The 21,798-nt window shown below is 72.4% G+C and carries 20 protein-coding genes; 13 read left to right on the top strand and 7 right to left on the bottom strand.

Annotated elements, in window-relative coordinates; genetic code table 11:
* The first annotated feature begins 4 nt into the window (after positions 1–4).
* The gene (locus CW362_RS18910) at positions 5–1,288 is read left to right on the top strand and encodes an ATP-binding protein (protein WP_103550687.1); all 1,284 of its coding nucleotides are present in this window, start codon (positions 5–7) and stop codon (positions 1,286–1,288) included.
* A 30-nt stretch (positions 1,289–1,318) separates the two neighbouring features.
* On the opposite strand, the gene CW362_RS18905 is transcribed toward CW362_RS18910, so the two are convergent.
* Complete coding sequence (locus CW362_RS18905) at positions 1,319–1,858, bottom strand: GtrA family protein (protein WP_103550686.1); 540 nt, start codon at positions 1,856–1,858, stop codon at positions 1,319–1,321.
* Between the two features lie 210 nt (positions 1,859–2,068).
* Between CW362_RS18905 and CW362_RS18900 the strand changes: the two genes are divergently transcribed.
* The 3 genes from CW362_RS18900 to CW362_RS18890 are packed head-to-tail and all read left to right on the top strand — an operon-like array spanning position 2,069 to position 4,949.
* A complete protein-coding gene (locus CW362_RS18900; protein ID WP_206300986.1) occupies positions 2,069–3,229 on the top strand; it encodes a 5-(carboxyamino)imidazole ribonucleotide synthase in 1,161 nt (386 codons plus the stop codon).
* Complete coding sequence (gene purE, locus CW362_RS18895; protein WP_103550685.1) at positions 3,226–3,750, top strand: 5-(carboxyamino)imidazole ribonucleotide mutase; 525 nt, start codon at positions 3,226–3,228, stop codon at positions 3,748–3,750. The genes CW362_RS18900 and purE overlap by 4 nt, the downstream gene beginning before the upstream one ends.
* 5 nt (positions 3,751–3,755) lie before the next feature.
* Positions 3,756–4,949, top strand: coding sequence for a dipeptidase (locus tag CW362_RS18890; protein WP_376452659.1), 1,194 nt, complete (start codon positions 3,756–3,758; stop codon positions 4,947–4,949).
* Between the two features lie 119 nt (positions 4,950–5,068).
* On the opposite strand, the gene CW362_RS18885 is transcribed toward CW362_RS18890, so the two are convergent.
* Positions 5,069–5,428, bottom strand: coding sequence for a VOC family protein (locus CW362_RS18885; RefSeq protein ID WP_103550684.1), 360 nt, complete (start codon positions 5,426–5,428; stop codon positions 5,069–5,071).
* Positions 5,429–5,532: 104 nt separating this feature from the next.
* Here CW362_RS18885 and CW362_RS18880 point away from each other — a divergent pair, with 104 nt between their 5' ends.
* A complete protein-coding gene (locus CW362_RS18880) occupies positions 5,533–6,060 on the top strand; it encodes a CGNR zinc finger domain-containing protein (protein WP_103550683.1) in 528 nt (175 codons plus the stop codon).
* Positions 6,061–6,384: 324 nt separating this feature from the next.
* On the opposite strand, the gene CW362_RS18875 is transcribed toward CW362_RS18880, so the two are convergent.
* Positions 6,385–7,728 carry a UDP-glucose dehydrogenase family protein gene (locus CW362_RS18875; protein ID WP_103550682.1) on the bottom strand — a complete coding sequence of 448 codons (1,344 nt, stop codon included), beginning with the start codon at positions 7,726–7,728 and terminating at the stop codon, positions 6,385–6,387.
* A 191-nt stretch (positions 7,729–7,919) separates the two neighbouring features.
* Here CW362_RS18875 and CW362_RS18870 point away from each other — a divergent pair, with 191 nt between their 5' ends.
* On the top strand, positions 7,920–9,077 hold the full coding sequence (locus CW362_RS18870; RefSeq protein ID WP_103550681.1) for an acyl-CoA dehydrogenase: 1,158 nt from the start codon (positions 7,920–7,922) through the stop codon (positions 9,075–9,077).
* Positions 9,078–9,146: 69 nt separating this feature from the next.
* Here CW362_RS18870 and CW362_RS18865 read toward each other — a convergent pair whose 3' ends face one another.
* Entirely contained in the window at positions 9,147–9,821 is a 675-nt protein-coding gene (locus CW362_RS18865; protein ID WP_103550680.1) for a tellurium resistance protein, read from the bottom strand.
* Positions 9,822–10,024: 203 nt separating this feature from the next.
* Between CW362_RS18865 and CW362_RS18860 the strand changes: the two genes are divergently transcribed.
* From CW362_RS18860 to CW362_RS18840, 5 genes are read left to right on the top strand one after another with little or no spacing between them, the layout of a single operon-like run.
* Positions 10,025–11,530, top strand: a complete 1,506-nt coding sequence (locus tag CW362_RS18860) for a methyl-accepting chemotaxis protein (RefSeq protein ID WP_162684122.1) — start codon at positions 10,025–10,027, stop codon at positions 11,528–11,530.
* Positions 11,527–12,003 (top strand): hypothetical protein, encoded by a 477-nt coding sequence (locus CW362_RS18855; RefSeq protein ID WP_103550678.1) that lies wholly within the window; start codon positions 11,527–11,529, stop codon positions 12,001–12,003. Before CW362_RS18860 ends, CW362_RS18855 begins: the two co-directional genes overlap by 4 nt.
* A gap of 17 nt (positions 12,004–12,020) precedes the next feature.
* Positions 12,021–12,686, top strand: coding sequence for a vWA domain-containing protein (locus CW362_RS18850; RefSeq protein ID WP_103550677.1), 666 nt, complete (start codon positions 12,021–12,023; stop codon positions 12,684–12,686).
* 22 nt (positions 12,687–12,708) lie between these two features.
* Positions 12,709–14,082, top strand: a complete 1,374-nt coding sequence (locus CW362_RS18845; RefSeq protein ID WP_162684121.1) for a protein phosphatase 2C domain-containing protein — start codon at positions 12,709–12,711, stop codon at positions 14,080–14,082.
* A complete protein-coding gene (locus CW362_RS18840; RefSeq protein ID WP_103550737.1) occupies positions 14,079–15,026 on the top strand; it encodes a hypothetical protein in 948 nt (315 codons plus the stop codon). Before CW362_RS18845 ends, CW362_RS18840 begins: the two co-directional genes overlap by 4 nt.
* Before the next feature lie 97 nt (positions 15,027–15,123).
* Here CW362_RS18840 and CW362_RS18835 read toward each other — a convergent pair whose 3' ends face one another.
* Positions 15,124–16,434, bottom strand: coding sequence for an LCP family protein (locus CW362_RS18835; protein ID WP_103550736.1), 1,311 nt, complete (start codon positions 16,432–16,434; stop codon positions 15,124–15,126).
* Between the two features lie 118 nt (positions 16,435–16,552).
* Here CW362_RS18835 and CW362_RS18830 point away from each other — a divergent pair, with 118 nt between their 5' ends.
* Positions 16,553–17,101, top strand: a complete 549-nt coding sequence (locus tag CW362_RS18830; protein WP_103550675.1) for an acyl-CoA thioesterase — start codon at positions 16,553–16,555, stop codon at positions 17,099–17,101.
* 120 nt (positions 17,102–17,221) lie between these two features.
* Here CW362_RS18830 and CW362_RS18825 read toward each other — a convergent pair whose 3' ends face one another.
* Positions 17,222–18,718 carry an LCP family protein gene (locus CW362_RS18825; protein ID WP_446459443.1) on the bottom strand — a complete coding sequence of 499 codons (1,497 nt, stop codon included), beginning with the start codon at positions 18,716–18,718 and terminating at the stop codon, positions 17,222–17,224.
* A 176-nt stretch (positions 18,719–18,894) separates the two neighbouring features.
* On the opposite strand from CW362_RS18825, the gene CW362_RS18820 reads away from it, so the two are divergent.
* Positions 18,895–19,926: a glycosyltransferase family 2 protein gene (locus CW362_RS18820; RefSeq protein WP_103550673.1), complete on the top strand. Its 1,032-nt coding sequence runs from the start codon at positions 18,895–18,897 to the stop codon at positions 19,924–19,926.
* Between the two features lie 106 nt (positions 19,927–20,032).
* Here CW362_RS18820 and CW362_RS18815 read toward each other — a convergent pair whose 3' ends face one another.
* Positions 20,033–21,745, bottom strand: a complete 1,713-nt coding sequence (locus tag CW362_RS18815) for an LCP family protein (RefSeq protein WP_103550672.1) — start codon at positions 21,743–21,745, stop codon at positions 20,033–20,035.
* Positions 21,746–21,798 lie beyond the last annotated feature (53 nt).

Raw genomic sequence — 21,798 nt, 5'->3', positions numbered from 1 at the left:
CCCCGTGCGTCGCCGCCTGATCCAGTCCACCCTCGCCGTCGTGCTCGTGGTGATCGCCGTCTTCGGCGTCTCCCTCGTCATCGTCGAGACCCGCACGATCAGCAACAGCGCCCAGGAACGCGTGGACTCCGAGGCACTGCGCCTGGCCAGCATCGTGGACAGCCGCATCCTCGGCGACGAGAACATCACCGACGAGACGTTCAGGAACCAGGTCACCGACCGGCGCTACGCCGTGATCAGGATTCCGGGCCGCGATCCCATCGAGGTCGGCAGCCAGCCCGCCGGCGACGTCATCCAGTACACCGCCAAGGGCGAGTCGGGCGAGACGGTCACCGTCCAGGAACCCCGCTCCTCGGTGACCAAGGAGGTCGGCCGTACCCTCCTGGTCATCGGCGCCGTCGCCCTGCTCGCGATCATCGCCGCGGTCCTGCTCGCCGTACGCCAGGCCAACCGCCTCACCTCCCCGCTCACCGACCTCGCCGAGACGGCGGAACGGCTGGGCTCGGGCGACCCCCGCCCGCGTCACAAGCGCTACGGCGTCCCCGAGCTGGACCGGGTCGCCGACGTCCTGGACGGCAGCGCCGAGCGCATCGGGAGGATGCTCACCGCCGAGCGCCGCCTCGCCGCCGACGCCTCCCACCAGCTGCGGACGCCCCTGACGGCGCTCTCCATGCGCCTGGAGGAGATCACCCTCACCGACGACCTCGACACGGTGAAGGAGGAGGCGACGATCGCGCTGACCCAGGTGGAGCGCCTCACGGACGTGGTCGAGCGCCTGCTCACCAACGCCCGCGACCCGCGCACCGGCTCCGCCGTCTCCTTCGACCTCGACGAGGTCATCAAGCAGCAGCTGGAGGAGTGGCGCCCGGCCTACCGCAGCGCCGGCCGCGCGATCGTCAGCTCCGGCAAACGTCATTTGCAGGCGGTGGGCACCCCGGGCGCGGTCGCCCAGGTCCTCGCGGCACTGATCGAGAACTCCCTCATGCACGGCGGCGGCACCGTCGCGCTGCGCACCCGCGTGACCGGCAACCAGGCCGTCATCGAGGTCACCGACGAGGGCCCCGGCGTCCCCGCCGACCTCGGCGCCCGCATCTTCGAGCGCACCATCAGCGGCCGCAACTCCACCGGCATCGGTCTCGCCGTCGCCCGCGACCTCGCGGAGGCCGACGGGGGCCGTCTGGAGATGCTCCAGGCCCAGCCGCCGGTCTTCGGCATGTTCCTGTCCCGCACCCCGCTCAAGCGCCCGCTCCGGCTCTCGGAGGACGACGAGGAGCGCACGGTCAGGTAGGGAAAACCCCTGCTCGGCGCACGCGGGTGCTCAGTTCGCGCGGGCCCGCGTGCGGTGCGCCCCGGGCTCCTCGTCCAGGAACGATTCGGCGCTGGCCACCGCCTCCCTGGCCGGAAGCGCCCGGAACACCCAGGTGCGGTAGGACCAGAAGCGGAAGAGCGTCGCGACACCGATGCCGAGGAACTTGAAGACGTTGCTCTGCAGCGGGCTGTCCCAGCCGAAACCGTACGTCGCCGCGTACAGCACACCGTTCTCGATGACCAGGCCCACCACGCTGAACAGCAGGAAGAGCGTCAGCTCCTTGGTGCGCCCGCCCTTGTCGCGGTCCCGGTAGGTGAAGTAGCGGAACCCGACGTAGTTGAAGGCGATGGACACGACCGTGGCGATGACACTGGCCCGTACGACCTGCAGGTCCGTGAGGTGACGCACCAGGTTGAACACGAGCAGGTTGACGAGCAGCCCCGCACCGCCCACCGCGCCGAACTTGGCGACCTCGCGGAAGAGCAGCTCGAAGCGCTGCCGAACCGCGCCGCGAGACCCCGTCCGAGGCCCCGATGAAGCACTGCTCATGGTGTCGCCAGCCCCCGTCGGTGGGTCTTGATCGTCTGCCGCGCCGGTGAACGCGCGGTGGAATACGCCATCCAGCCCATGCTAACCAGCGCTCCCGCACGGTGCCTGTGCATGTGCTCACAGGTAAGAAAAGAGGCGGTCACCGACAGGGAAAATCGGGCGTATCGCCGCGGAAACCGGCCACTGTGGCGCGGCCGATACTCTTGGAGCGTGACGTTCCCGGTAGTCGGCATGGTCGGCGGCGGTCAGCTCGCTCGTATGACACACGAGGCGGGCATCCCGCTCGGCATCAAGTTCAAGCTCCTCAGTGACACCCCACAGGATTCCGCGGCGCAGGTCGTCGGCGAGGTCGTCGTCGGCGACTATCGCGACCTCGACACGCTGCGTGACTTCGCGCGGGGCTGCGACGTGATCACCTTCGATCACGAGCACGTCCCGACCGAGCACCTGCGGGCCCTGGAGGCGGACGGCATCCCCGTCCGGCCGGGCCCCGACGCGCTCGTGCACGCCCAGGACAAGGGCGTGATGCGCGCGAAGCTCGACGCGATCGGCGTGCCGTGCCCGCGGCACCGCATCGTGACCGACGTGGCGGACGTGGCCGCGTTCGCCGCGGAGGGCCTCGCCGCGGGGGAGGAGGGTGACGGCTTCCCGGTCATCCTCAAGACCGTCCGCGGCGGCTACGACGGCAAGGGGGTCTGGTTCGTCCGTTCCCCCGAGGAGGCGGCCGAGCCCTTCCGCGCCGGTGTTCCCGTCCTCGCCGAGGAGAAGGTCGACTTCGCGCGCGAGCTCGCCGCGAACGTCGTCCGCTCCCCGCACGGCCAGGCCGTCGCCTACCCCGTCGTCGAGTCCCAGCAGGTCGGCGGCGTCTGCGACACCGTGATCGCCCCGGCGCCCGGCATCGCCGAGGAGCTGGCCCTGGAGGCACAGGAACTGGCGCTGCGCATCGCCAAGGAACTCGGCGTCGTCGGGCACCTGGCCGTCGAGCTCTTCGAGACCCGCGACGGGCGCATCCTCGTCAACGAACTGGCCATGCGCCCGCACAACTCGGGCCACTGGACCCAGGACGGCGCGGTCACCTCCCAGTTCGCCAACCACGTCCGCGCGGTCCTCGACCTCCCGCTCGGCGACCCGCGCCCGCGCGCGAAGTGGACGGTCATGGCGAACGTCCTCGGCGGCGACTTCCCCGACATGTACTCCGCGTACCTGCACTGCATGGCCCGCGACCCGCAGCTCAAGATTCACATGTACGGCAAGGACGTGAAGCCCGGCCGTAAGGTCGGCCATGTCAACACCTACGGCGACGACCTGGACGACGTCCTTGAGCGCGCCCGGCACGCAGCCGGCTACCTGAGAGGCACGATCACCGAATGAGCCCCGTTGTAGGCATCGTCATGGGGTCGGACTCCGACTGGCCCGTCATGGAGGCCGCCGCCCAGGCGCTGGACGAGTTCGAGATCCCCTACGAGGTGGACGTCGTCTCCGCGCACCGCATGCCCCGCGAGATGATCGCGTACGGCGAGCAGGCCGCGGAGCGCGGGCTCAAGGCGATCATCGCGGGCGCCGGCGGCGCGGCCCACCTGCCGGGGATGCTGGCGTCCGTCACCCCGCTGCCCGTCATCGGCGTGCCCGTCCCGCTCAAGTACCTCGACGGCATGGACTCGCTGCTCTCCATCGTGCAGATGCCGGCCGGCGTGCCCGTGGCGACCGTCTCCGTCGGCGGCGCCCGCAACGCCGGTCTCCTGGCCGCCCGGATGCTCGCCGCCCACGACGAGGAACTCCTCGGCCGGATGCGGGAGTTCCAGCAGGAGCTGAACGACCAGGCCACCGAGAAGGGCAAGCGGCTGCGCGCCAAGGTCGAGGGCGCCGCCGGCGGCTTCGGCTTCGGGAAGTGACGCGGATGCCGGAGTCCTCCCTGCCCTCGATCGACCGCGCCCGGGCCCTGCTCGACGAGTACCCGGTCGTCGACGGGCACAACGACCTGCCGTACGCCCTGCGGGAGCAGGTCCGCTACGACCTCGGCGCCCGTGACATCGCCGCCGACCAGAGCGCCCACCTGCACACGGACCTGGCCCGGCTGCGCGCGGGCGGCGTCGGCGCCCAGTACTGGTCGGTGTACGTCCGCTCCGACCTGCCCGGCGCCCTCACCGCGACGCTGGAACAGATCGACTGCGTGCAGCGGCTGATCGACCGGTACCCGGCGGACCTGCGGGCCGCGCTGACCGCCGCCGACATGGAGGCGGCCCGCGCCGAGGGCCGTATCGCCTCCCTCATGGGCGCCGAGGGCGGTCACTCGATCGACAACTCCCTCGCCGCCCTGCGCGCCCTGTACGCGCTCGGCGTCCGCTACATGACCCTCACCCACAACGACAACATCGCCTGGGCCGACTCGGCGACGGACTCCCCCGCGGTGGGCGGCCTGTCCGCGTTCGGCCGCGAGGTCGTCCGGGAGATGAACCGCGAGGGCATGCTCGTGGACCTCTCGCACGTGGCCGACACGACCATGCGCGACGCGCTCGACACCTCCGTCGCGCCGGTGATCTTCTCCCACTCCTCGGCGCGCGCCGTGTGCGACCACCCGCGCAACATCCCGGACGACGTGCTGGAGCGGCTGCCCGCCAACGGGGGAGTGGCGATGGTGACGTTCGTGCCGAAGTTCGTCCTCCAGGCGGCCGTCGACTGGACGGCCGCCGCCGACGAGAACATGCGCGCGAACGGCTTCCACCACCTCGACACCACCGCCGAGGCCATGAAGGTGCACCGCGCCTTCGAGGAGGACAACCCGCGCCCCGTCGCCACGGTGTCGACGGTCGCCGACCACCTCGACCACATGCGCGAGGTCGCCGGCATCGACCACCTCGGCATCGGCGGCGACTACGACGGCACGGCCTTCACCCCGGCGGGTCTCGACGACGTCTCCGGCTATCCGAACCTGATCGCCGAGCTCCTCGACCGCGGCTGGTCGTCCACGGACGTGACCAAGCTGACCTGGCAGAACGCCGTGCGCGTGCTGGGCGCGGCGGAGGACGTGGCGCGCGACCTCCGCTCCCGTCGGGCCCCGTCGCACGCGACGCTGGAGCAGCTGGACGGCTGACGCTCCACCGAGCCGTGGGCCCCGGACTCCGGGGCCGGCCAAGGCGCCCGGGCACACCGCCCGGGCGCCTTCGTCATGGGCCCGGCGAGACCCCGGCCGGTGCCGGGTGCCGGGCGCGCTCAGCAGGCGCAGAGGCAGAACGGGTGCCCGGCCGGATCGGCGTACACCCGGAACGAACGCGACCTGTCCTCGGTGTCCAGCGGCGTCGCGCCGAGCTCCAGCACGCCCTTCTCCGCCACGTCCAGGTCCTCGACGGCCAGGTCCAGGTGGAACTGCTGCGAGCCGTCGGCCGAGGGCCAGCGCGGCGGTACGTACCCGGGTGAGGCCTGGAACGCCAGCTTCCGGCCGCCGGGCAGGTCCAGGTCGATCCAGTCGGTCTCCTCCGTGATGGTCCCGCCCAGCACCCCCGCGTAGAACTCGGCCAGCGCACGCGGGTCGGGACAGTCCAGGACGACGACATCCAGTTCGGCGAGAGCCATGACTTCCTCCGTGGGATCTCCAGCGACACCGATGGGTTACCCGTAGACCTCTTCAAGAGGTAACGGTTACTGCATGCTCCCGCATAAGCGGTAACGTCGCAAGCATGAACGACCGAGCGCCCGCACCCGGCGGTCTGGCCCTGGTCCAGGCACTGGTGAACACCCTGGACATCGAGTCGGGCGCCGACTCCCTGGACACGCCCGAGGGGCTGGCCCGGTTCGGCCTGGCGGCGGAGGGGGCGGAGGGCGCCCGCGAGCTGCGCGAGTCGCTGCGGGCGGTGTGCCTGGCGCACGCGGGCCATCCGGCGCACCGGAGGACGACCCCCCTCGGGGAACTCCTCGCCCGCGCGCCCCTGCGGGTGACGCTCGACGAGGACGGCGCCGCCCGCCTGGTCCCCGCCACGGAGGAGACCTCCCCGGCCTCCCCGGCCTTCTCTGCCCCCCTGGCCTCCCGCGTCGCCGCCGCGATCGCCGAGTCGCTGGTCGAGGGCACCTGGGCGCGGCTGAAGGCCTGCGAGGCCCCGACCTGCCACTGGGTGTACTACGACCGCTCGCCGGCGGGCCGTGGCCGCTGGTGCTCGATGTCGGTGTGCGGGGCGCGCGCCAAGATGCGCCGCTACCGCGCCAAGTAGTCCCCGGACGCGATAAATCCTGCGGGACGTGGGGCCGGGAGCCGGACGGAGTCCGGTGGTCCCGGGCCATCGCACAGCGAAGTGGTGCAGAATGCAACCGGCGCCGGTCCGGCCGACTGAGCCTCGGCCGGACCGGCGTCACCCGCCGCGCCCTGCCGTGAGCCCGTGCCGCGGGGCCCATACCGCGGGGCCTGTGCCGCGTCGGCCGAACCCCCCGCTCCCGCCCGCGGCGTGAGCCGGTGCTCCGTCCGGAGTCCGGCCGGTGCCGTGCCCGGAGCCCGGGGCGGGGCGAAGGGAGTGCCCCAGGCCCTGCCGGTGGTGGGCTCAGGCGGTGGGCCGGCCCATCGCCCGGTACGTCCAGCCGGCCCGGCGCCACGCCTCCGGGTCCAGCGCGTTCCGCCCGTCGAGGATCACCCGGGACGACGCCACCTCACCCAGCGCCGCCGGGTCCAGCTCGCGGAACTCGCGCCACTCCGTCAGGTGCAGGACGACATCGGCCCCCCGCACGGCCTCCGCCGCGGAGTCGGCGTACCCGAGCGTCGGGAAGAGCCGCTTGGCGTTCGCCATGCCCTTCGGGTCGTAGACGGTGACCTGGCCGCCCTGGAGGTGGATCTGCCCGGCGACGTTCAGCGCCGGGGAGTCGCGCACGTCGTCCGAGTCCGGCTTGAAGGTCGCGCCGAGCACGGCGACCCGCTTGCCCAGGAACGAACCGCCGCCGAGCGCGTCACGGGCCATCTCCACCATCTGCCCGCGGCGCCGCATGTTGATGGAGTCGATCTCGCGCAGGAAGGTCAGCGCCTGGTCGGCGCCCAGCTCGCCCGCGCGCGCCATGAAGGCACGGATGTCCTTGGGCAGACAGCCGCCGCCGAAGCCGATCCCGGCCCGCAGGAACTTGTTCCCGATCCGCTCGTCGTACCCGATGGCCTCGGCCAGCTTGGCCACGTCGCCGCCCGCGGCCTCACAGACCTCGGCCATCGCGTTGATGAAGGAGATCTTGGTGGCGAGGAAGGAGTTCGCGGACGTCTTCACCAGCTCGGCGGTCGGGAAGTCGGTCACGACGAACGGCGTGCCCTCGGCGACCGGCGTCACGTAGACCTCGCGCAGCAGCTTCTCGGAACGCTCGCCGCGCACGCCCACCACGATCCGGTCGGGGTGCAGCGTGTCGTTCACCGCGAAGCCCTCGCGCAGGAACTCCGGGTTCCAGGCCAGCTCGGCGTCCGCGCCGGCGGGCGCGAGCTCGGCGAGCCGGGCGGCCAGCCGCTCCGCGGAGCCGACCGGCACGGTGGACTTGCCGACGACGAGGGCGGGACCGTGCAGATGCGGCGCCAGCGCCTCGAAGGCCGCGTCGACGTACGACATGTCGCAGGCGTACTCGCCGTGCTTCTGCGGTGTGTTCACACACACGAAGTGGACGTCTCCGAAGGCGCCGACCTCGGCCCAGTCCATGGTGAAGCGCAGCCGGCCCGTGGAGCCCTCGATCCCGGCCACGTGCTTGCGCAGCAGCTCCTCGAGACCGGGCTCGAACATCGGGACCTCGCCCCGCTGAAGCATCTCGATCTTCTCCGGCACCACGTCGAGCCCGAGGACCTCGAAGCCGAGTTCGGCCATGGCCGCGGCGTGGGTGGCGCCGAGGTAGCCGGTGCCGATCACGGTGATCTTGAGGGCCATGGATGCTCCTGGGGTGTGCGGCGCGTAGGTGCGCGCCCGAGCATAGTCGGGGCTTCGGGGAGCGCTTTCACGGGCGGTTTCCCCCCTGTCGCCAAGCTCACGTATCCGTCTCGCGGGCGAGACCTTTAAAATTGTGTTACTTAACGGTAGTTAGCGCAGCCATCACAGCAGCACTTGGAGCGTGAGAGACCTTGGCCGGATCGGCTGATTTCGACCTGTACCGCCCGTCCGAGGAGCACGACATGCTCCGGGACGCGATCCGTTCGCTGGCCGAGGCGAAGATCGCGCCGTACGCCGCCGCGGTGGACGAGGAAGCCCGCTTCCCGCAGGAGGCGCTGGACGCCCTGGTGGCCAACGACCTGCACGCCGTGCACGTCCCCGAGGAGTACGGCGGCGCGGGCGCCGACGCCCTCGCGACGGTCATCGTGATCGAGGAGGTGGCCCGCGTCTGCGTGTCCTCGTCCCTGATCCCCGCGGTGAACAAGCTGGGCTCGCTGCCGGTGATCCTCTCCGGCTCCGAGGACCTGAAGAAGAAGTACATGACCCCGCTCGCCAAGGGCGAGGGCATGTTCTCGTACTGCCTCTCCGAGCCGGACGCCGGTTCGGACGCGGCCGGCATGAAGACGCGGGCCGTCCGCGACGGCGACTCCTGGGTCCTCAACGGCGTGAAGCGCTGGATCACCAACGCGGGCGTCTCCGAGTACTACACGGTCATGGCGGTGACCGACCCGACGAAGCGCTCCAAGGGCATCAGCGCGTTCGTCGTCGAGAAGTCCGACGAGGGCGTCTCCTTCGGCGCCCCGGAGAAGAAGCTCGGCATCAAGGGCAGCCCGACGCGCGAGGTCTACCTCGACAACGTTCGCATCCCCGCCGACCGCATGATCGGCGAGGAGGGCACCGGCTTCGCGACCGCCATGAAGACCCTGGACCACACCCGCATCACCATCGCGGCCCAGGCCCTCGGTGTCGCCCAGGGCGCCCTCGACTACGCCAAGGGCTACGTCCAGGAGCGCAAGCAGTTCGGCAAGCCGATCGCCGACTTCCAGGGCATCCAGTTCATGCTCGCCGACATGGCCATGAAGATCGAGGCCGCCCGCCAGCTCACGTACGCGGCCGCCGCCAAGTCGGAGCGCGGCGACAAGGACCTCACCTTCCAGGGCGCCGCCGCCAAGTGCTTCGCCTCGGACGTCGCCATGGAGGTCACCACGGACGCCGTCCAGCTCCTCGGCGGCTACGGCTACACCCGCGACTACCCGGTCGAGCGCATGATGCGCGACGCCAAGATCACCCAGATCTACGAGGGTACGAACCAGGTCCAGCGCATCGTCATGGCGCGCAACCTGCCGTAGTACGCCGCTCGTCGGCAGCAGAGGTGGGAGGCCCCCGGGGGGGCCTCCCACCTTTCGTGTTCCCCGGGGTCAGTCCTTTCGCATCCGGACCCACGTGAGGCCGAATCCGTAGGCGCCGTCCATCTGTTCCTGGACCGAGTGCCGGAGGGTGCCGGTGAACCAGCGGACCTCGCGGCTGACCGTGAGGCCGCCCTCCACCGGCGTGGCCAGGGCGATGGCGCAGCCCGTCGCCCCCTCGGGAGAGTCGTCGAGGGGGATGCGGAAACCGCCGGACGGGGCGGTCACGGTGGCCGTGGCGCCCAGGCTCCGGAAGTCCACGGCGCCGCTGTACACGTAGACGTGGAAGAGCAGCCGCCGGAAGAGCTCGCGCCGCGCGAGGTCCACCCGGACCGTCTCCCCGTCCGCGGACGCCCCGGTGCGGTCGTCCTGGTCGAGTTCCATGTACGGCCACCCCGACAGCGAGCCGAAGTTGTTCCCCAGCGGCTGGACGGCCGCGCGGCTGCCGTCCGTGAACGCGGCCATGCAGCCGAGGTCGAGGTCGGCCCCGGTCCCCGGCGGGCGGTTGAGGTTCACCTGGAGGACCCCGCGCCCCGTGACACGGGCGTGCGGTGCCGATCTCGTCAGCACCGTCTCGGGACGCGCGGCGGGGAGCCGCGGCGCTTCACGGGCCGGTGGAGCCGGCTGCCGGGCGCCGGGCGCGGGCCTCAGACGGATGGTCGCCCGTGGACGTTCGTCGTTGCTCAACTGATCCCCCTCGCGCCGCCGTCGGGGAGAGTGGCGGGTGCCGCGAGTTTATGCGCGGAGCGTGTCCGCTGGAGTACTCTCTGTTCCCTCGGTCGCGCGTCTGGTGCGTGTGAACCGGCGGGGGCACGACGGCACATGACACGGGTGGGGATCCAGGGCGCCGTCGACGCACCCCCCGCGTCCGTCGTGTTGTGGGGGTGGGCATGCCGTCAGGCGCCCTGGTGGACCGTCATGTGATCGCGCAGAGCATCGAGGAACTCGCGGAGCGGCCGGCGCTCGGAACCCGGAGGGAAGAGCTGACCGCGCTCGCGGCGGCGCTCCGGAACCAGGACGCCACCGGGCTCGACCCGTGGTCCGAACTCGATCTCCTCGCCGCCTACGCCCGTCCGGAGAGTCTTCGGGCGGCCGCGGGCGCGGGCCGGGGCGGAGGGCACCCGCTCTGGTCCTACGCCGAAGGGGTGCTGGGCGCGCTGGTCTTCGTGCCGCTGATGCTCACCTGGTACGGACTGACGCAGGCGTCGAGCGCGTACGGAGCGCTGACGGGCGCGGACCCGGGGGCCGCCTCCCGGCCCTTCCTGCAACTGTGGCAGTCGGGTTTCGAGGGGCACCTCACCGGAGCCTTCACGTTCGGCCACGTGGCGATGAGCGCCACCGTCGCCATCGCGCTGCTCTTCGCGCTGGTGCTCGTGCACGGTCTGCGGCGGTCCGCCCTCGCCCGTCGGGAGGAGGACGCCGATCGCGGCCGCGAGGAACTGATGGCGGCGCTCGTCCCGGTGCTGACCCGCGCCCAGCTCGTGCTGAACGGGCGGCGGTCGGGTTCCCCGCAGCGGTTCGCGGCCGAGCTCACCGAGGCCGCCGTGACGCTCCGGCGGCTGGGCGACAAGGCGGTCCGGGTGCAGAAGGATCTGACGTCGGCGGCCTCGGCCGTCGGCGACGCGGTGCGGGGCGCCGAACGGGCGCTGGCCGGGGTCGACACCTCCGTCAAACCCCTGGAGACCGCGGTGGGCCGGGTCGAGGCCGCCGTGAGCGACGGCGGGGAGCGGGTCCGCAAGGCGCTCGACGGCGTCCGCGACGTGAGCGGCGAGGTGCGGCTCGCCGTGCAGGGCGCCGGTGACCGCGTCGAGGACTCCGTCACCGTGCTGGCCGCGTCCCAGCGCGCCTACGCCACCGGCGTCGAGGTGGCGTCGGACGTCTCCGCCCAACTCCTGGGCCGGTTCGGCGAGGTGGCGGAGGGGACGGCCCGCGCGGTCGAGGAGTCCCAGCACGCCGTTCGTGAACTGACCGTCCAGAGCAGCGCGTTGCGGGCCGTCGCCGACGAGTTCGCCCGGCTGGTGGCCGAGTTGCGGGCGGACCGTCCGCCGCGCACCGCCCTGCCGGACCTGCCGGACCAGCAGGGCCGGGGCGATCGGCCGGACCGAGGGGGCCGTGCCGGGGCGGCGGACGGTCACCGGCACGGGCGGTCCACGGACGGGGGTCACGCCCCCTCCGGCGACGCCGGCCGCGCTCCCTCCGCCGACATGGGCCACGCGCCCGCGGGGCAGCTCGGCCGTGCGGTGGAGCAGGCCGACGCTCCCGTCGACGGGCCCGGCGCCCCCGCCGACCGGTACGGTCCTCCCGCCGGCGAGCCGGGCCGCGCCGGCCCCCGGCCGTTCGGCCCCCGCCGCGAGCCCCCGCAGCCGCCTCCCGCGTCCCTGACCGAGGCCCGATGAAGCGGGGTGGAAGGTTCCAGCCGCTGCACATGGCGGGCTGGCTGTTCGCCGACATGCTGCTCGTCCTCGCGCTGGTGGCCATGGGCGACCAGGGCGACCCGGGGGCCGCCGACAAGCGCCCCGCCGCCTCGTCCTCCGCCGCGGCCGGGAAGAAGTCCCGGCACACCGGCCCGCGGGCGGTGGTCCGCACCCCGGTCGAGGTGGCCGTCGACGCGCCCGCCGGCGACGACGACGGCATCGTGCGGGCACTGCGCGGGGCGACCGCGCGCTACCGGGGCCGACAGGCCGCCTTCGTGCTGACCTTCGGACGTCACACCGACCCGGGTGCCGGGGGCCGCTACGCCCACGAGGTCAACGCCCTGCTGGAGAAGGCCCGTCCGGACATGTTCCGCGCCGCCACCACCCGCGACTTCTGGAAAGGCGGAGCCTCCCCGGGCCACGCCGACATCGAGATCTACTTCTACACGTACTGACCCGGAGGTACGAGACCTTGCAGATCCTGCCCTTCTACCTGCTCTGCGACGAGTCCGGGTCGATGATCGGCGAGCCGATCGACGCCATCAACGGCGCGCTCCCGGACCTGCACCACGAGATCAGCACCAACCCGACCGTCGCCGACAAGACGCGCTTCTGCCTGATCGGCTTCTCCGACACCGCCACCGTGCTGCAACCGCTCGTCGACCTCAGCGACATCGACTCGGTCCCCGCGCTCGCCGCGGGCGGCCTCACCTCGTACGGCGACGCGTTCCGCACCCTGCTGCGCTGCGTCGAGGCCGATGTGGCGGTACTGAAGGCGGAGGGTCACGAGGTGTACCGCCCCGTCGTCTTCTTCCTCTCGGACGGCATCCCCACCGACCCGGACTGGGACCAGGCGTACAAGGAGGTCACCCAGTCACGGTTCTGCCCGAAGATCATCGCCTTCGGCATCGGCGAGGCGCAGGAGTCGACGATCGCCCGGGTCGCGAACTTCCGGGCGTTCATGCAGAAGGATTCCTCGGTGTCACCGGCCCAGGCGCTGCGCGAGTTCGCCTCCAGCCTCACGCGGTCGATCGTCCGGTCCGCGGGCAGCATCGGCGAGGACGGCGGCAACGGATTCACGCTGGCCGTGGACGACACCGTGCCCGGCTTCTCCCTCGTCTCCCTCGACAAGCTGTGAGGTCGCGCCGATGGGGAACGACATGAACGCCGCAGGACCGTCCCGGACCGGCCCGCGGCAGCCCGAGCCCGACCTGCCCGAGCCCGGGGCGCGGGAGCCGGACGGGGACCGGCCGGGCGCCCGGCGGACGGAGTTCCGCTGGCCGGACGCGCGTGAGCCCGACCCGCTGGACGAGACCTGGCAGAGCGTGGACCAGGTCTTCAGCGACGGGCCGGAGTCCGGCGCGGCCGTCGCCGTGCCGGGACCGTCCGCGACACCGCCCGTAGGACCGGCCCCGCCCTTCTCGTACGGGCAGGCCCCGCAGTCGCCGGTCCCGCCGTACGGGCCCGTGCCGGCGCCTCCGTCCCCTCGGCCCGGTTCCGCGGAGCAGCCGGTGCGGCACGCTCCCGTGCAGCCGTCGCCCCCGCGCGTCCACGTGCCACCCGAGCCCGGCCCCGTGTGCACGCCCCCACCGGCGTCCGAGGGGCCCGCCGGGCGGACCGGGGCCGTCCCGGTGCTCGGCGCGCCGTTCCACTCGGGACCCAAGCCCCCGCTGTACGCGCCGGAGCCGCTGGAGCTCCCCCCGGTCCGGCAGGACCCGGCCGCGGCGCTGACGCCCGACATGGTGGTGGACGGCGCCGGGTACGGGGCCCTGACGGTGCGGGCGGCGTCGGTGCGCGGGGACTCGCACCGGTACCAGGGCGAGCCGCGCCAGGACTCCCTGGCCGTGGTGCGTCTCGGGGCGCCCGGCCCGGACGGGCTGCTGCTGCTCGCGGTGGCGGACGGCGTGGGATCGGCGGCCCGCTCGCACGTCGGCTCCCAGGAGGCCTGCCGGCTCGCCGCGATGGAGCTGGAGGGCGTGTCCGCGGAACTCTCGGAGACCGTGCGGGCCGGCGACCGGCCGGGGTTCGCCGCGCTGGTGGACACCGCCGTGGGGCGGATCGCGACCCTGCTCGCGCACCGCGCCCGCGAACACGGCGACGACCCCGCCGCGTACGCCACCACCCTGCGCGCCCTGCTCGTCCCGCTCGACCCCCGGGTGCGCACCCGGGGCTTCCTGGCCGTCGGCGACGGCGGCACGGCGCTGTTGCGCGACGGGGAGTGGAACCTGTCCCTCACGGATCCCGAGCACGACGGCGACGGGATGATCGAGACCCGCACCGCCGCCCTGCCGCACGGCCATCGGGCCCGCGCCCTGCTCCTGCCCCCGGCCCTGCCCGGCGACGTCCTCGTGCTGTGCACGGACGGTCTGTCCACGCCGCTCGCCGGTGACGCGGGAATGCGGGACTTCCTGGGGGCCGGATGGGGACGGGGCGCCGCGCCGGCACCGGCCGACTTCCTGTGGCAGTTGCAGTACCGGGTGAAGTCGTACGACGACGACCGCACCGCCGTCGTCCTGTGGGAGGCCGTGCCGTGAGCGCCGACGACGGCGCCGACGTGACGCTCGGCTCGCTCGCCCTCGGAGCGCGGATCGGTGACGGCGGCCAGGGCGAGGTGTACGACGTCGCCGGTCCGGGCCGGCTGCTGTACAAGGGCTACCGCGAGCCGGGGAAGGCCGACGGCGGGGAGCTCGCGGCGCTCGTGGCGCTGCGTCAGGGGCTCGCCCCGGCCGACCGCGAGCGCCTGGACCGGGAGGCGGCGTGGCCGCTGTGCCGGGTCGTGGACGGCGGCCGGGCGACCGGCTTCCTGATGCGCCGCGCGCCCGACTCCATGACCTGGCGGACCTCGCGCGGCGAGGCGCGGCTGACCGACCTGTCCTATCTGCTCCGGCCGCCGAGGCCGGCCTGGCAGGCCGTCGCGCAGCCCTCGCCGGCCGAGCGGTTCGCGTTGGTCGTCGCCGTGCTCGGACTCTTCCGGTGGCTGCACGCCCTGGGGCTGGTCGTCGGTGACGTGTCGCACGCGAACGTGCTGTGGACCGTCCGGCCCGCGCCCGCCCCGTACCTGCTGGACTGCGACGGCGTACGCATGGCCGGGCGGCCCCCGGTGCTGGAACAGGCGGACACCCCCGACTGGCACGATCCGCTGGCCGCCGCCGGCGTCGCCACGGTGGACAGCGACCGCTACAAGGCGGCCCTGGTGGCGGGCCGTGTCCTGAGCCAGGACGCGTACGTGACGCCCGGTGGGCCCCTGCGGCCGCTGTCCGGCGTCCTCGACGACCGGCGGGCCGACGCGGTCCGGGACCTCTGGGAGGAGGCGTCGGGCCCCCGCGGCACCCGCCCCCACCTGGCGCAGTGGTGCACCGCCCTGGCGGGCCGCGACACGATTCGCCTCATGGCCGCGGAACCGGCCCCGCGGCCCGTCGTCGACCGCTCGAAGTTCGACGGCCCCCGCACCCGGGGCCGCATCACCCTGCGCAAATGACCCACCGCCGCCGCGCGTCGCGGTGCCGGTGGGTCATCGGTCCGGTGGCCCCGCGCGACGCCGGGTCAGGCCGTCGGCGAGGGCGGGCGGTGCCGGGTCAGTTGCCCGACACCGTGACCTTCTCGTCGTTCTTGAGCTGGTTCACCAGCGTCTTCATCTTCGCCTCGTCCCAGACGAGGTTGCCGCCGGAGGAACCGGATATCGGCATGTTCATGGACTTGCCGTCGCCGCCCGTGACGCCCTTCATGGCCCAGAACATGTCGGCCAGGTCCCACAGGCTCATGTCCTTGTCGACGATCAGCGAGTCGAGGCCCGCGCCCATCGTCGGGTAGAACTTGAACGGGTTCAGGACCGTCGAGGGGGTCGCGACCTGGTGGGCCAGGGCGGCCAGGAACTTCTGCTGGTTCTTGGTGCGCTGTAGGTCCGAGGCGGCGAAGGCGTGCCGGGTGCGGACGAAGGCGAGGGCCTGCTCGCCGTTCAGCGTCTGCTTGCCCGCCTTGAAGTCGGCGCCGGACCACTTGTCCTTGAAGCCCTGGTCGAGGTCCATCTCGACACCGCCGACCGCGTCGACGATGCCCGCGAACCCGGCGAAGCCGATCTCCACGTAGTGGTCGATGTGCAGGCCGGTCTTGGCCTCGATCGTGCGGACCAGCAGGGTCGGCCCGTCCTTGGCGTACGCCGCGTTCAGCTTCACGTGCTGGGCCGAGGCGGGGTAGACCTTGCCGGACTCGGAGCCCTGGAACTTCGGGATCGTGACGTCCGAGTCACGCGGCAGCGATATCAGCGTCGAGCCGTTGTCGCCGGTGTGCAGGATCATCATCGAGTCGGTGCGCTTGCCCTCGGCGGAGCCGGTGTGCAGCTTCTTCTTCTCCTCGGCGGACATGCCGGCGCGGCTGTCGGAACCGACGATCAGGTAGTTCGTTCCCTCGCCGGTCTCCGGCCGGTCTATGACCTTGGAGAGGTCCACGTCACGGTGGAGCTTGGAGTCCGCCCAGAAGTACGTGCCGACGGAGACCACGACCAGCGTCGTGACCAGCGTGATCGCGGTCCACTTGATCCGGCGCCGCCAGTTCGGCGCGGGGCGCTGCGCGTACGTGCCGTCGCCGCCGGGCCCCTGCGGGCCGCCGGACCCGTTCCCGTACACCTGCCCGGTGTTGTAGCCGGAGTCGTACCCGTTGTCGTAACCCTGGCCCCCGTCGTGGCCCTGGCCGTCGACGTAAGAGGGCTGCCGGGGGACCCCGGCGCCGTACGGCGGTGCACCCTGGCCCGGTGCGGGCGCGGCCGGGCCGCGGCGGACCTGCCGCATGACGCGGGCGCTCTCAGGCTGGGAGCCTGCGCTGCCGCGTCCGTAGCGGTTGCCGCCGTTGCTGCGGTTGTCGTCGGACCACCCGTCGGGCCAATCATTCATGCGGACCAGTGTGCCGCCCCCCACCAGGCGTCTTACAAGAGAGCGGGGAGATCTGGGTCACGCCTGTTGCAGAGCTGATGCAAATCGACCGGACCGTGCCCGGCATAAGGTGGAGGACATGACAGAACAGGCCCCCAACCCGGAAAACGACATCCCGGGCAAGCCGACCTCCGCGTCCAGGACCACCCTCAGCCACATCATGACCCACAACGACACGAACCTCCTGGGGTCGGTGCACGGTGGCGTGATCATGAAGCTCGTCGACGACGCGGCGGGCGCGGTGGCGGGGCGGCACTCCGGCGGCCCCGCCGTCACCGCCTCGATGGACGAGATGGCCTTCCTCGAACCCGTCCGCGTGGGCGACCTGGTCCATGTGAAGGCCCAGGTCAACTGGACCGGACGGACCTCGATGGAGGTCGGCGTGCGGGTCCTGGCCGAGCGCTGGAACGAGTCCACCCCGCCGCAGCAGGTCGGTTCGGCCTATCTCGTCTTCGCCGCCGTGGACGCCGACGGCAAGCCCCGCCGGGTGCCGCCGGTCATCACCGAGACCGAGCGCGACGAGCGCCGCTTCCAGGAGGCGCAGATCCGCCGCACCCACCGCCTCGCCCGCCGCCGGGCGATCGTGGAACTCCGCGAGAAGCGCGCCGCGGAAGGCCTCGACGACTAGGACCTGTCCGGTCGGTCACGGTGGAGGCGCGGGGAAGCCGCCGGTGGCGGGACACCCGCCGCCGGGCTCGGCGGACCGGGGACGGGCGGACCGGGGACGGGCCCCGGCGGACGTCCGGGGTCAGGGGCACACCACCTGGTCTCCCGTCACCACCCCGGACCCGCCCTGGGTGGGATCCTCGGCCCGTACCCGCGTCACCCGCTTGAAGTCGGCACCGGCGATCACCTTCAGCAGCGGGCCCTGCCCGGGGACCGGGCGCAGCTCGGCACCGGGCAGCGCGGCCGCGAGGGACTTCGCCGAGCGGTCCCAGCGGGGGTCGTACGCGACGACGGTGCGCCGGACCGTGGGACGGGAAGCCGTCGTGGGCCGGCCCGTCGTCCGGAACCCGGTGGCGGCGAGCGCGCCGTCGACCCGCCTGCCGAGCCCCGCCGTGGCGGTCCCGTTCTCGATCTGGACCCGGATCTGCTGCGGGGCCACCGCGACCTGGACGGCCCTGGGCCGCGGGGCGGCCCCGCGGGTCGCGAGCGGCCGGTCCTCGCGCAGCGTCTCGAAGAGCTTGCGCGCCTTCGGCCCGTCCCATTTCAGGGTCGAGCCGACGCCCTTGACGGCATAGGCCATCTGCCCGATCGGCACGGTCGTGAACTCGGACGAGGACGGGGAGAAGTTCCGCATCGCCCGGCCGAGGTCCAGCAGCTCGTCCGTGCCGAAGCCCTTGTCGGCCCGCACCGAGCCCAGCACCGCCCGCGTCACGTCCCGGAACTTCATCGGGTTCAGCAGCACCCCGGAGGACGTGGCCCGGGAGACGAGCGCCGCCAGGAAGCGCTGCTGGCGCTTCATCCGGCCGAGGTCGGAGGAGCCGTCGGTGTGCCGGGACCGGACGTACTGAAGGGCCTGTCCGCCGCCCAGCAGATGCCGGCCGGCCGTCAGGTCGAGGCCGGTGTACCTGTCCTTCAACGGCTGCGCGGTGCAGACGCGGACCCCGCCGAGCACGTCGACCGTCTTCATGAAGCTGGTGAAGTCGACCTCCAGATAGTGGTCGATCTTCACGTGGGTCATGTTCTCGACCGTCCGCACGGTCAGGGTCGGGCCGCCCTCCGCGTACGCCGCGTTCAGCTTGAGGGGGTGGGAGCCGCGCGCCCTGCCGGTGACCGCGTCGGTGTGCGCGGGCGCCTCGGCGTAGGAGTCGCGGGGCAGGCTGACGATGCTGGCGCGCTCCCGGTCCTCCGAGATGTGCACGATCATGACCGTGTCGGTGCAGTGGCAGGGCGCGCCCCCGAGCCGGTACTTCCGCCGTTCCGCCTCGGTGACCTTCTCCCGGCCGTCGGTGCCGACCAGCAGCAGGTTCATGCCGTGGCCCGCCTCGGGCCGGTTCTTCATGTCCTTGAACGGGTCGACCCGGGCGATGTCCGCGTCCAGGCTGTTCAGCACCGCGTGTCCGATGCCCGCCGAGGCGAGGACCACCACGGAGACGGTGGTCAGCACCCGCATGGCCCAGCGCGGCCTCCTGCGGCGCCCGGGCCGCACGGGGCGCCCGTCGGCGCGCCGGGCGGGCCGCCGCGCCGGGGACGGCCGCGGGGGGTGCTGGGGGCGGACGGGGGAGCGGGGCGGTGTGGGCAAGGGGGACACCTCCGCGAGGCGGGACGGGGGAGGGAAGCGTTCCGCGGGGCCGGACGGAGCCGCGTTCCGGTGGGCGTGGGGATCCGCGAGCACCGTAGGCCCATACGATCTGCGGCCCGGTCCTTACGCCGGGCGGCGCGCGACCGTGTCCCCCGTTCGCGGTAACGTGAGCTCCGATGAGCGAGAAGTCTGACGTGCGGTCCCCCGCCGTTTCTGTGATCATGCCCGTCCTCAACGAGGAGCGGCATCTGCGCGGGGCCGTCCAAGCGATCCTGGCGCAGCGGTACGACGGCGAGATGGAGGTCGTGATCGCGCTCGGTCCCTCCACGGACCGGACGGACGAGATCGCGGCCGAACTCGTCCGCGAGGACCCGAGGGTCCACACGGTGCCGAACCCCACCGGCCGTACGCCCGCGGCGCTGAACGCCGCGATCAAGGCGTCCCGGCACCCCGTCGTCGTGCGCGTCGACGGGCACGGCATGCTCTCCCCGAACTACATCACCACCGCGGTACGGCTCCTGGAGGAGACCGGCGCGCAGAACGTCGGCGGCATCATGCACGCCGAGGGTGAGAACGACTGGGAGCACGCCGTCGCCGCCGCCATGACGTCGAAGATCGGCGTGGGCAACGCGGCCTTCCACACGGGCGGTGAGGCGGCCCCGGCCGAGACCGTGTACCTCGGGGTGTTCCGGCGCGAGGCGCTGGAGCAGCAGGGCGGTTACAACGAGGAGTTCATCCGCGCCCAGGACTGGGAGCTGAACTTCCGCATCCGTGAGGCCGGCGGGCTCATCTGGTTCTCGCCCGAGCTGAAGGTGTCCTACCGGCCGAGGCCGTCCGTCAAGGCGCTCGCCAAGCAGTACAAGGACTACGGCCGCTGGCGGCACGTCGTCGCCCGCTATCACGAGGGCTCCATCAACCTGCGCTACCTCGCCCCGCCGACCGCCGTCTGCGCGATCGCGGCGGGCCTGGTCGTCGGCGCGGCGCTGACGCCCTGGGGGTTCGTCGTCCCGGCCGGCTACCTCGCGGCCATCGGACTCGGCTCGCTGCCCGCGGGCAAGGGGCTGCCGGCGAAGGCCCGGCTACAGATCCCCGTCGCCCTCGCGACGATGCACATGTCGTGGGGCTGGGGCTTCCTCACCAGCCCGAAGGCGCTGGCGAAGAAGGTCATAGCGTCCCGGCGCCCCGCGGTCCTCAGCGGCTCGAACTGATCCCGTCCCGGCCGCGGAGGTCCGCGGCCGGGTACCTCTGGCGCAGAGCGGTGGGGCCCTCCCGGATTCCGGGAGGGCCCCACCGCTCTGCGGCCGTCGGTCTGTCCTACGACCAGGTGTAGTCCGGGTTGACGTGCATGCAGGCTTCGGTGTCCGAGCCCTTGTCGAGCTTCGCGGACTCGGGCGTCGCGTCGTCGTCCTCGGGCGCCTTGTACGTCGTGCCCTCCCGCCAGTCGGCGCCGACGACGAGCGTGATCCCGGAGACGTCCTCCGACTTCTCCACCGCGTGGGTCGACACCCCGAGCGCCTTGGCGACCCGCAGGGCGTCGCCCTCCAGATCGGCGCTCGGGTAGCGGATCACCGTGGTCGCCTCGGCGGTCACCGTCGACGGGTCGGCCTTCGCCTGCGTGAACCCCTTGCCGACGAGCAGCTCGCTCACCGCGCTCGCGCGTCCGGACACCGGGGCCAGCGTGGTCGTGCGGGTGCCGTTCCGCACCTGCACCGCGATCTTGTCGTCCGCCGCGGCCGGATCCGAGGAGGTCCTCTCCTTCTTCTTCTTGCCCTTGCCGTCCAGCGGGATGTCCTCGCGCAGCAGCCGCCAGACCTTGTCCGCGTCCGTCGGCTTGGGCAGCACCCGGTTGCCGTCGCTGGAGTACACCCACGGCATGGTGGTCATGGCGATGCGCTTGGTCGGGACCTTCTTCAGCTCTTTGCTGAGGTCGTAGAGCTTGGTGACCGTGCCCAGGCCCTGGTCGACGGTCAGCGCGGTGGTGGCCGTCTCCGCGAGGCCGCGCAGCTTGCCCGGGTTGCTCAGCGTCGCGTTCTCGCGCAGCTGGCGCACCATCGAGTTCATGTACTGGTGCTGGGCCTTGGTCCGGCCGATGTCGCTGCCGTCCTCGAAGCCGTACCGCGTGCGCAGCCACTGGAGGGCCTGCTTGCCCTTGACGGACGTCGTGCCCTTCTCGAGCTTGAGCCCGGAGCCGTGGCCGGTGGAGGTGTGCGAGTAGATGTTGGCGTCCACGCAGACGGGGACGCCGCCGATCGCGTCGGCCATCGAGACCACACCCGCGAAGTCGACCATGATGAAGTGGTCGATGTGGATGTCGGTCAGCTTCTCCCAGGTGGCGACCGTGCAGCCGGGGCCGCCGCGGCCCAGCGAGTCGTTCGTCATCGTCAGCGACGTGCTCGCGGTGTAGGTCTTCCCGGTTTTCGGGTCGGTGCAGTTGGGTATCTGGAGCAGGGTGTCGCGCGGCATGCTCACGACCGACATGTTGGTGCGGTCGGCGGACAGGTGCAGCAGCATCTGGACGTCCGCGCGGGGCGGTGTGTCGAAGGTGTCCCTCGCGCCGCCGAGCTTCTGGTTCTCGGTGGAGTTCCGGGCGTCCGAACCGATCAGGAGGATGTTCAGCGGGGTCTGGCCCGCCGCGTTCGGTTTCGTCTTCGCGGCGCGGTCCTTCGCGTCGCCGATGTTCAGGTCGTCCTTCTTGAGGTTGTTGTTCAGGTGCTGGTAGTAGAGGTAACCGGCGCCCGCGGTGCCGAGTATCAGGACCGACAGCACCATCGCCGACCAGCGGAGTATTCGACGTCTGCGCCGGGGGCGGCCTTCGTTCCCGTGCCCCGCGTCGTCGTCCCCGCCGTGCGGTGCGGCGTCCTCGGAGGGACGTGCCCCGGCGCCGTCACGGCCGGACCGGTCACGGACGCCGTCCGCCGTCCGAACGGGTTCGCCGCCCTCGTCGTACATGCTGTCGTCCCAGCCCAGTTCGCCGGCTCCCGGGACACGCGGCCGTGCTCCCTCCCCGCGCACACTGCTCTGCGCCATCTCCCAGCCTCTCCCCACCCTGCGCCTGACAAACGGGTCCGCCGAGCGGTCGG

The organism is Streptomyces populi (genome assembly GCF_002911015.1).
GTDB lineage: Bacteria > Actinomycetota > Actinomycetes > Streptomycetales > Streptomycetaceae > Streptomyces > Streptomyces populi.
The sequence above is the reverse complement of the archived record's forward strand: the minus strand, read 5'-3'. Positions and strand labels throughout refer to the sequence as shown.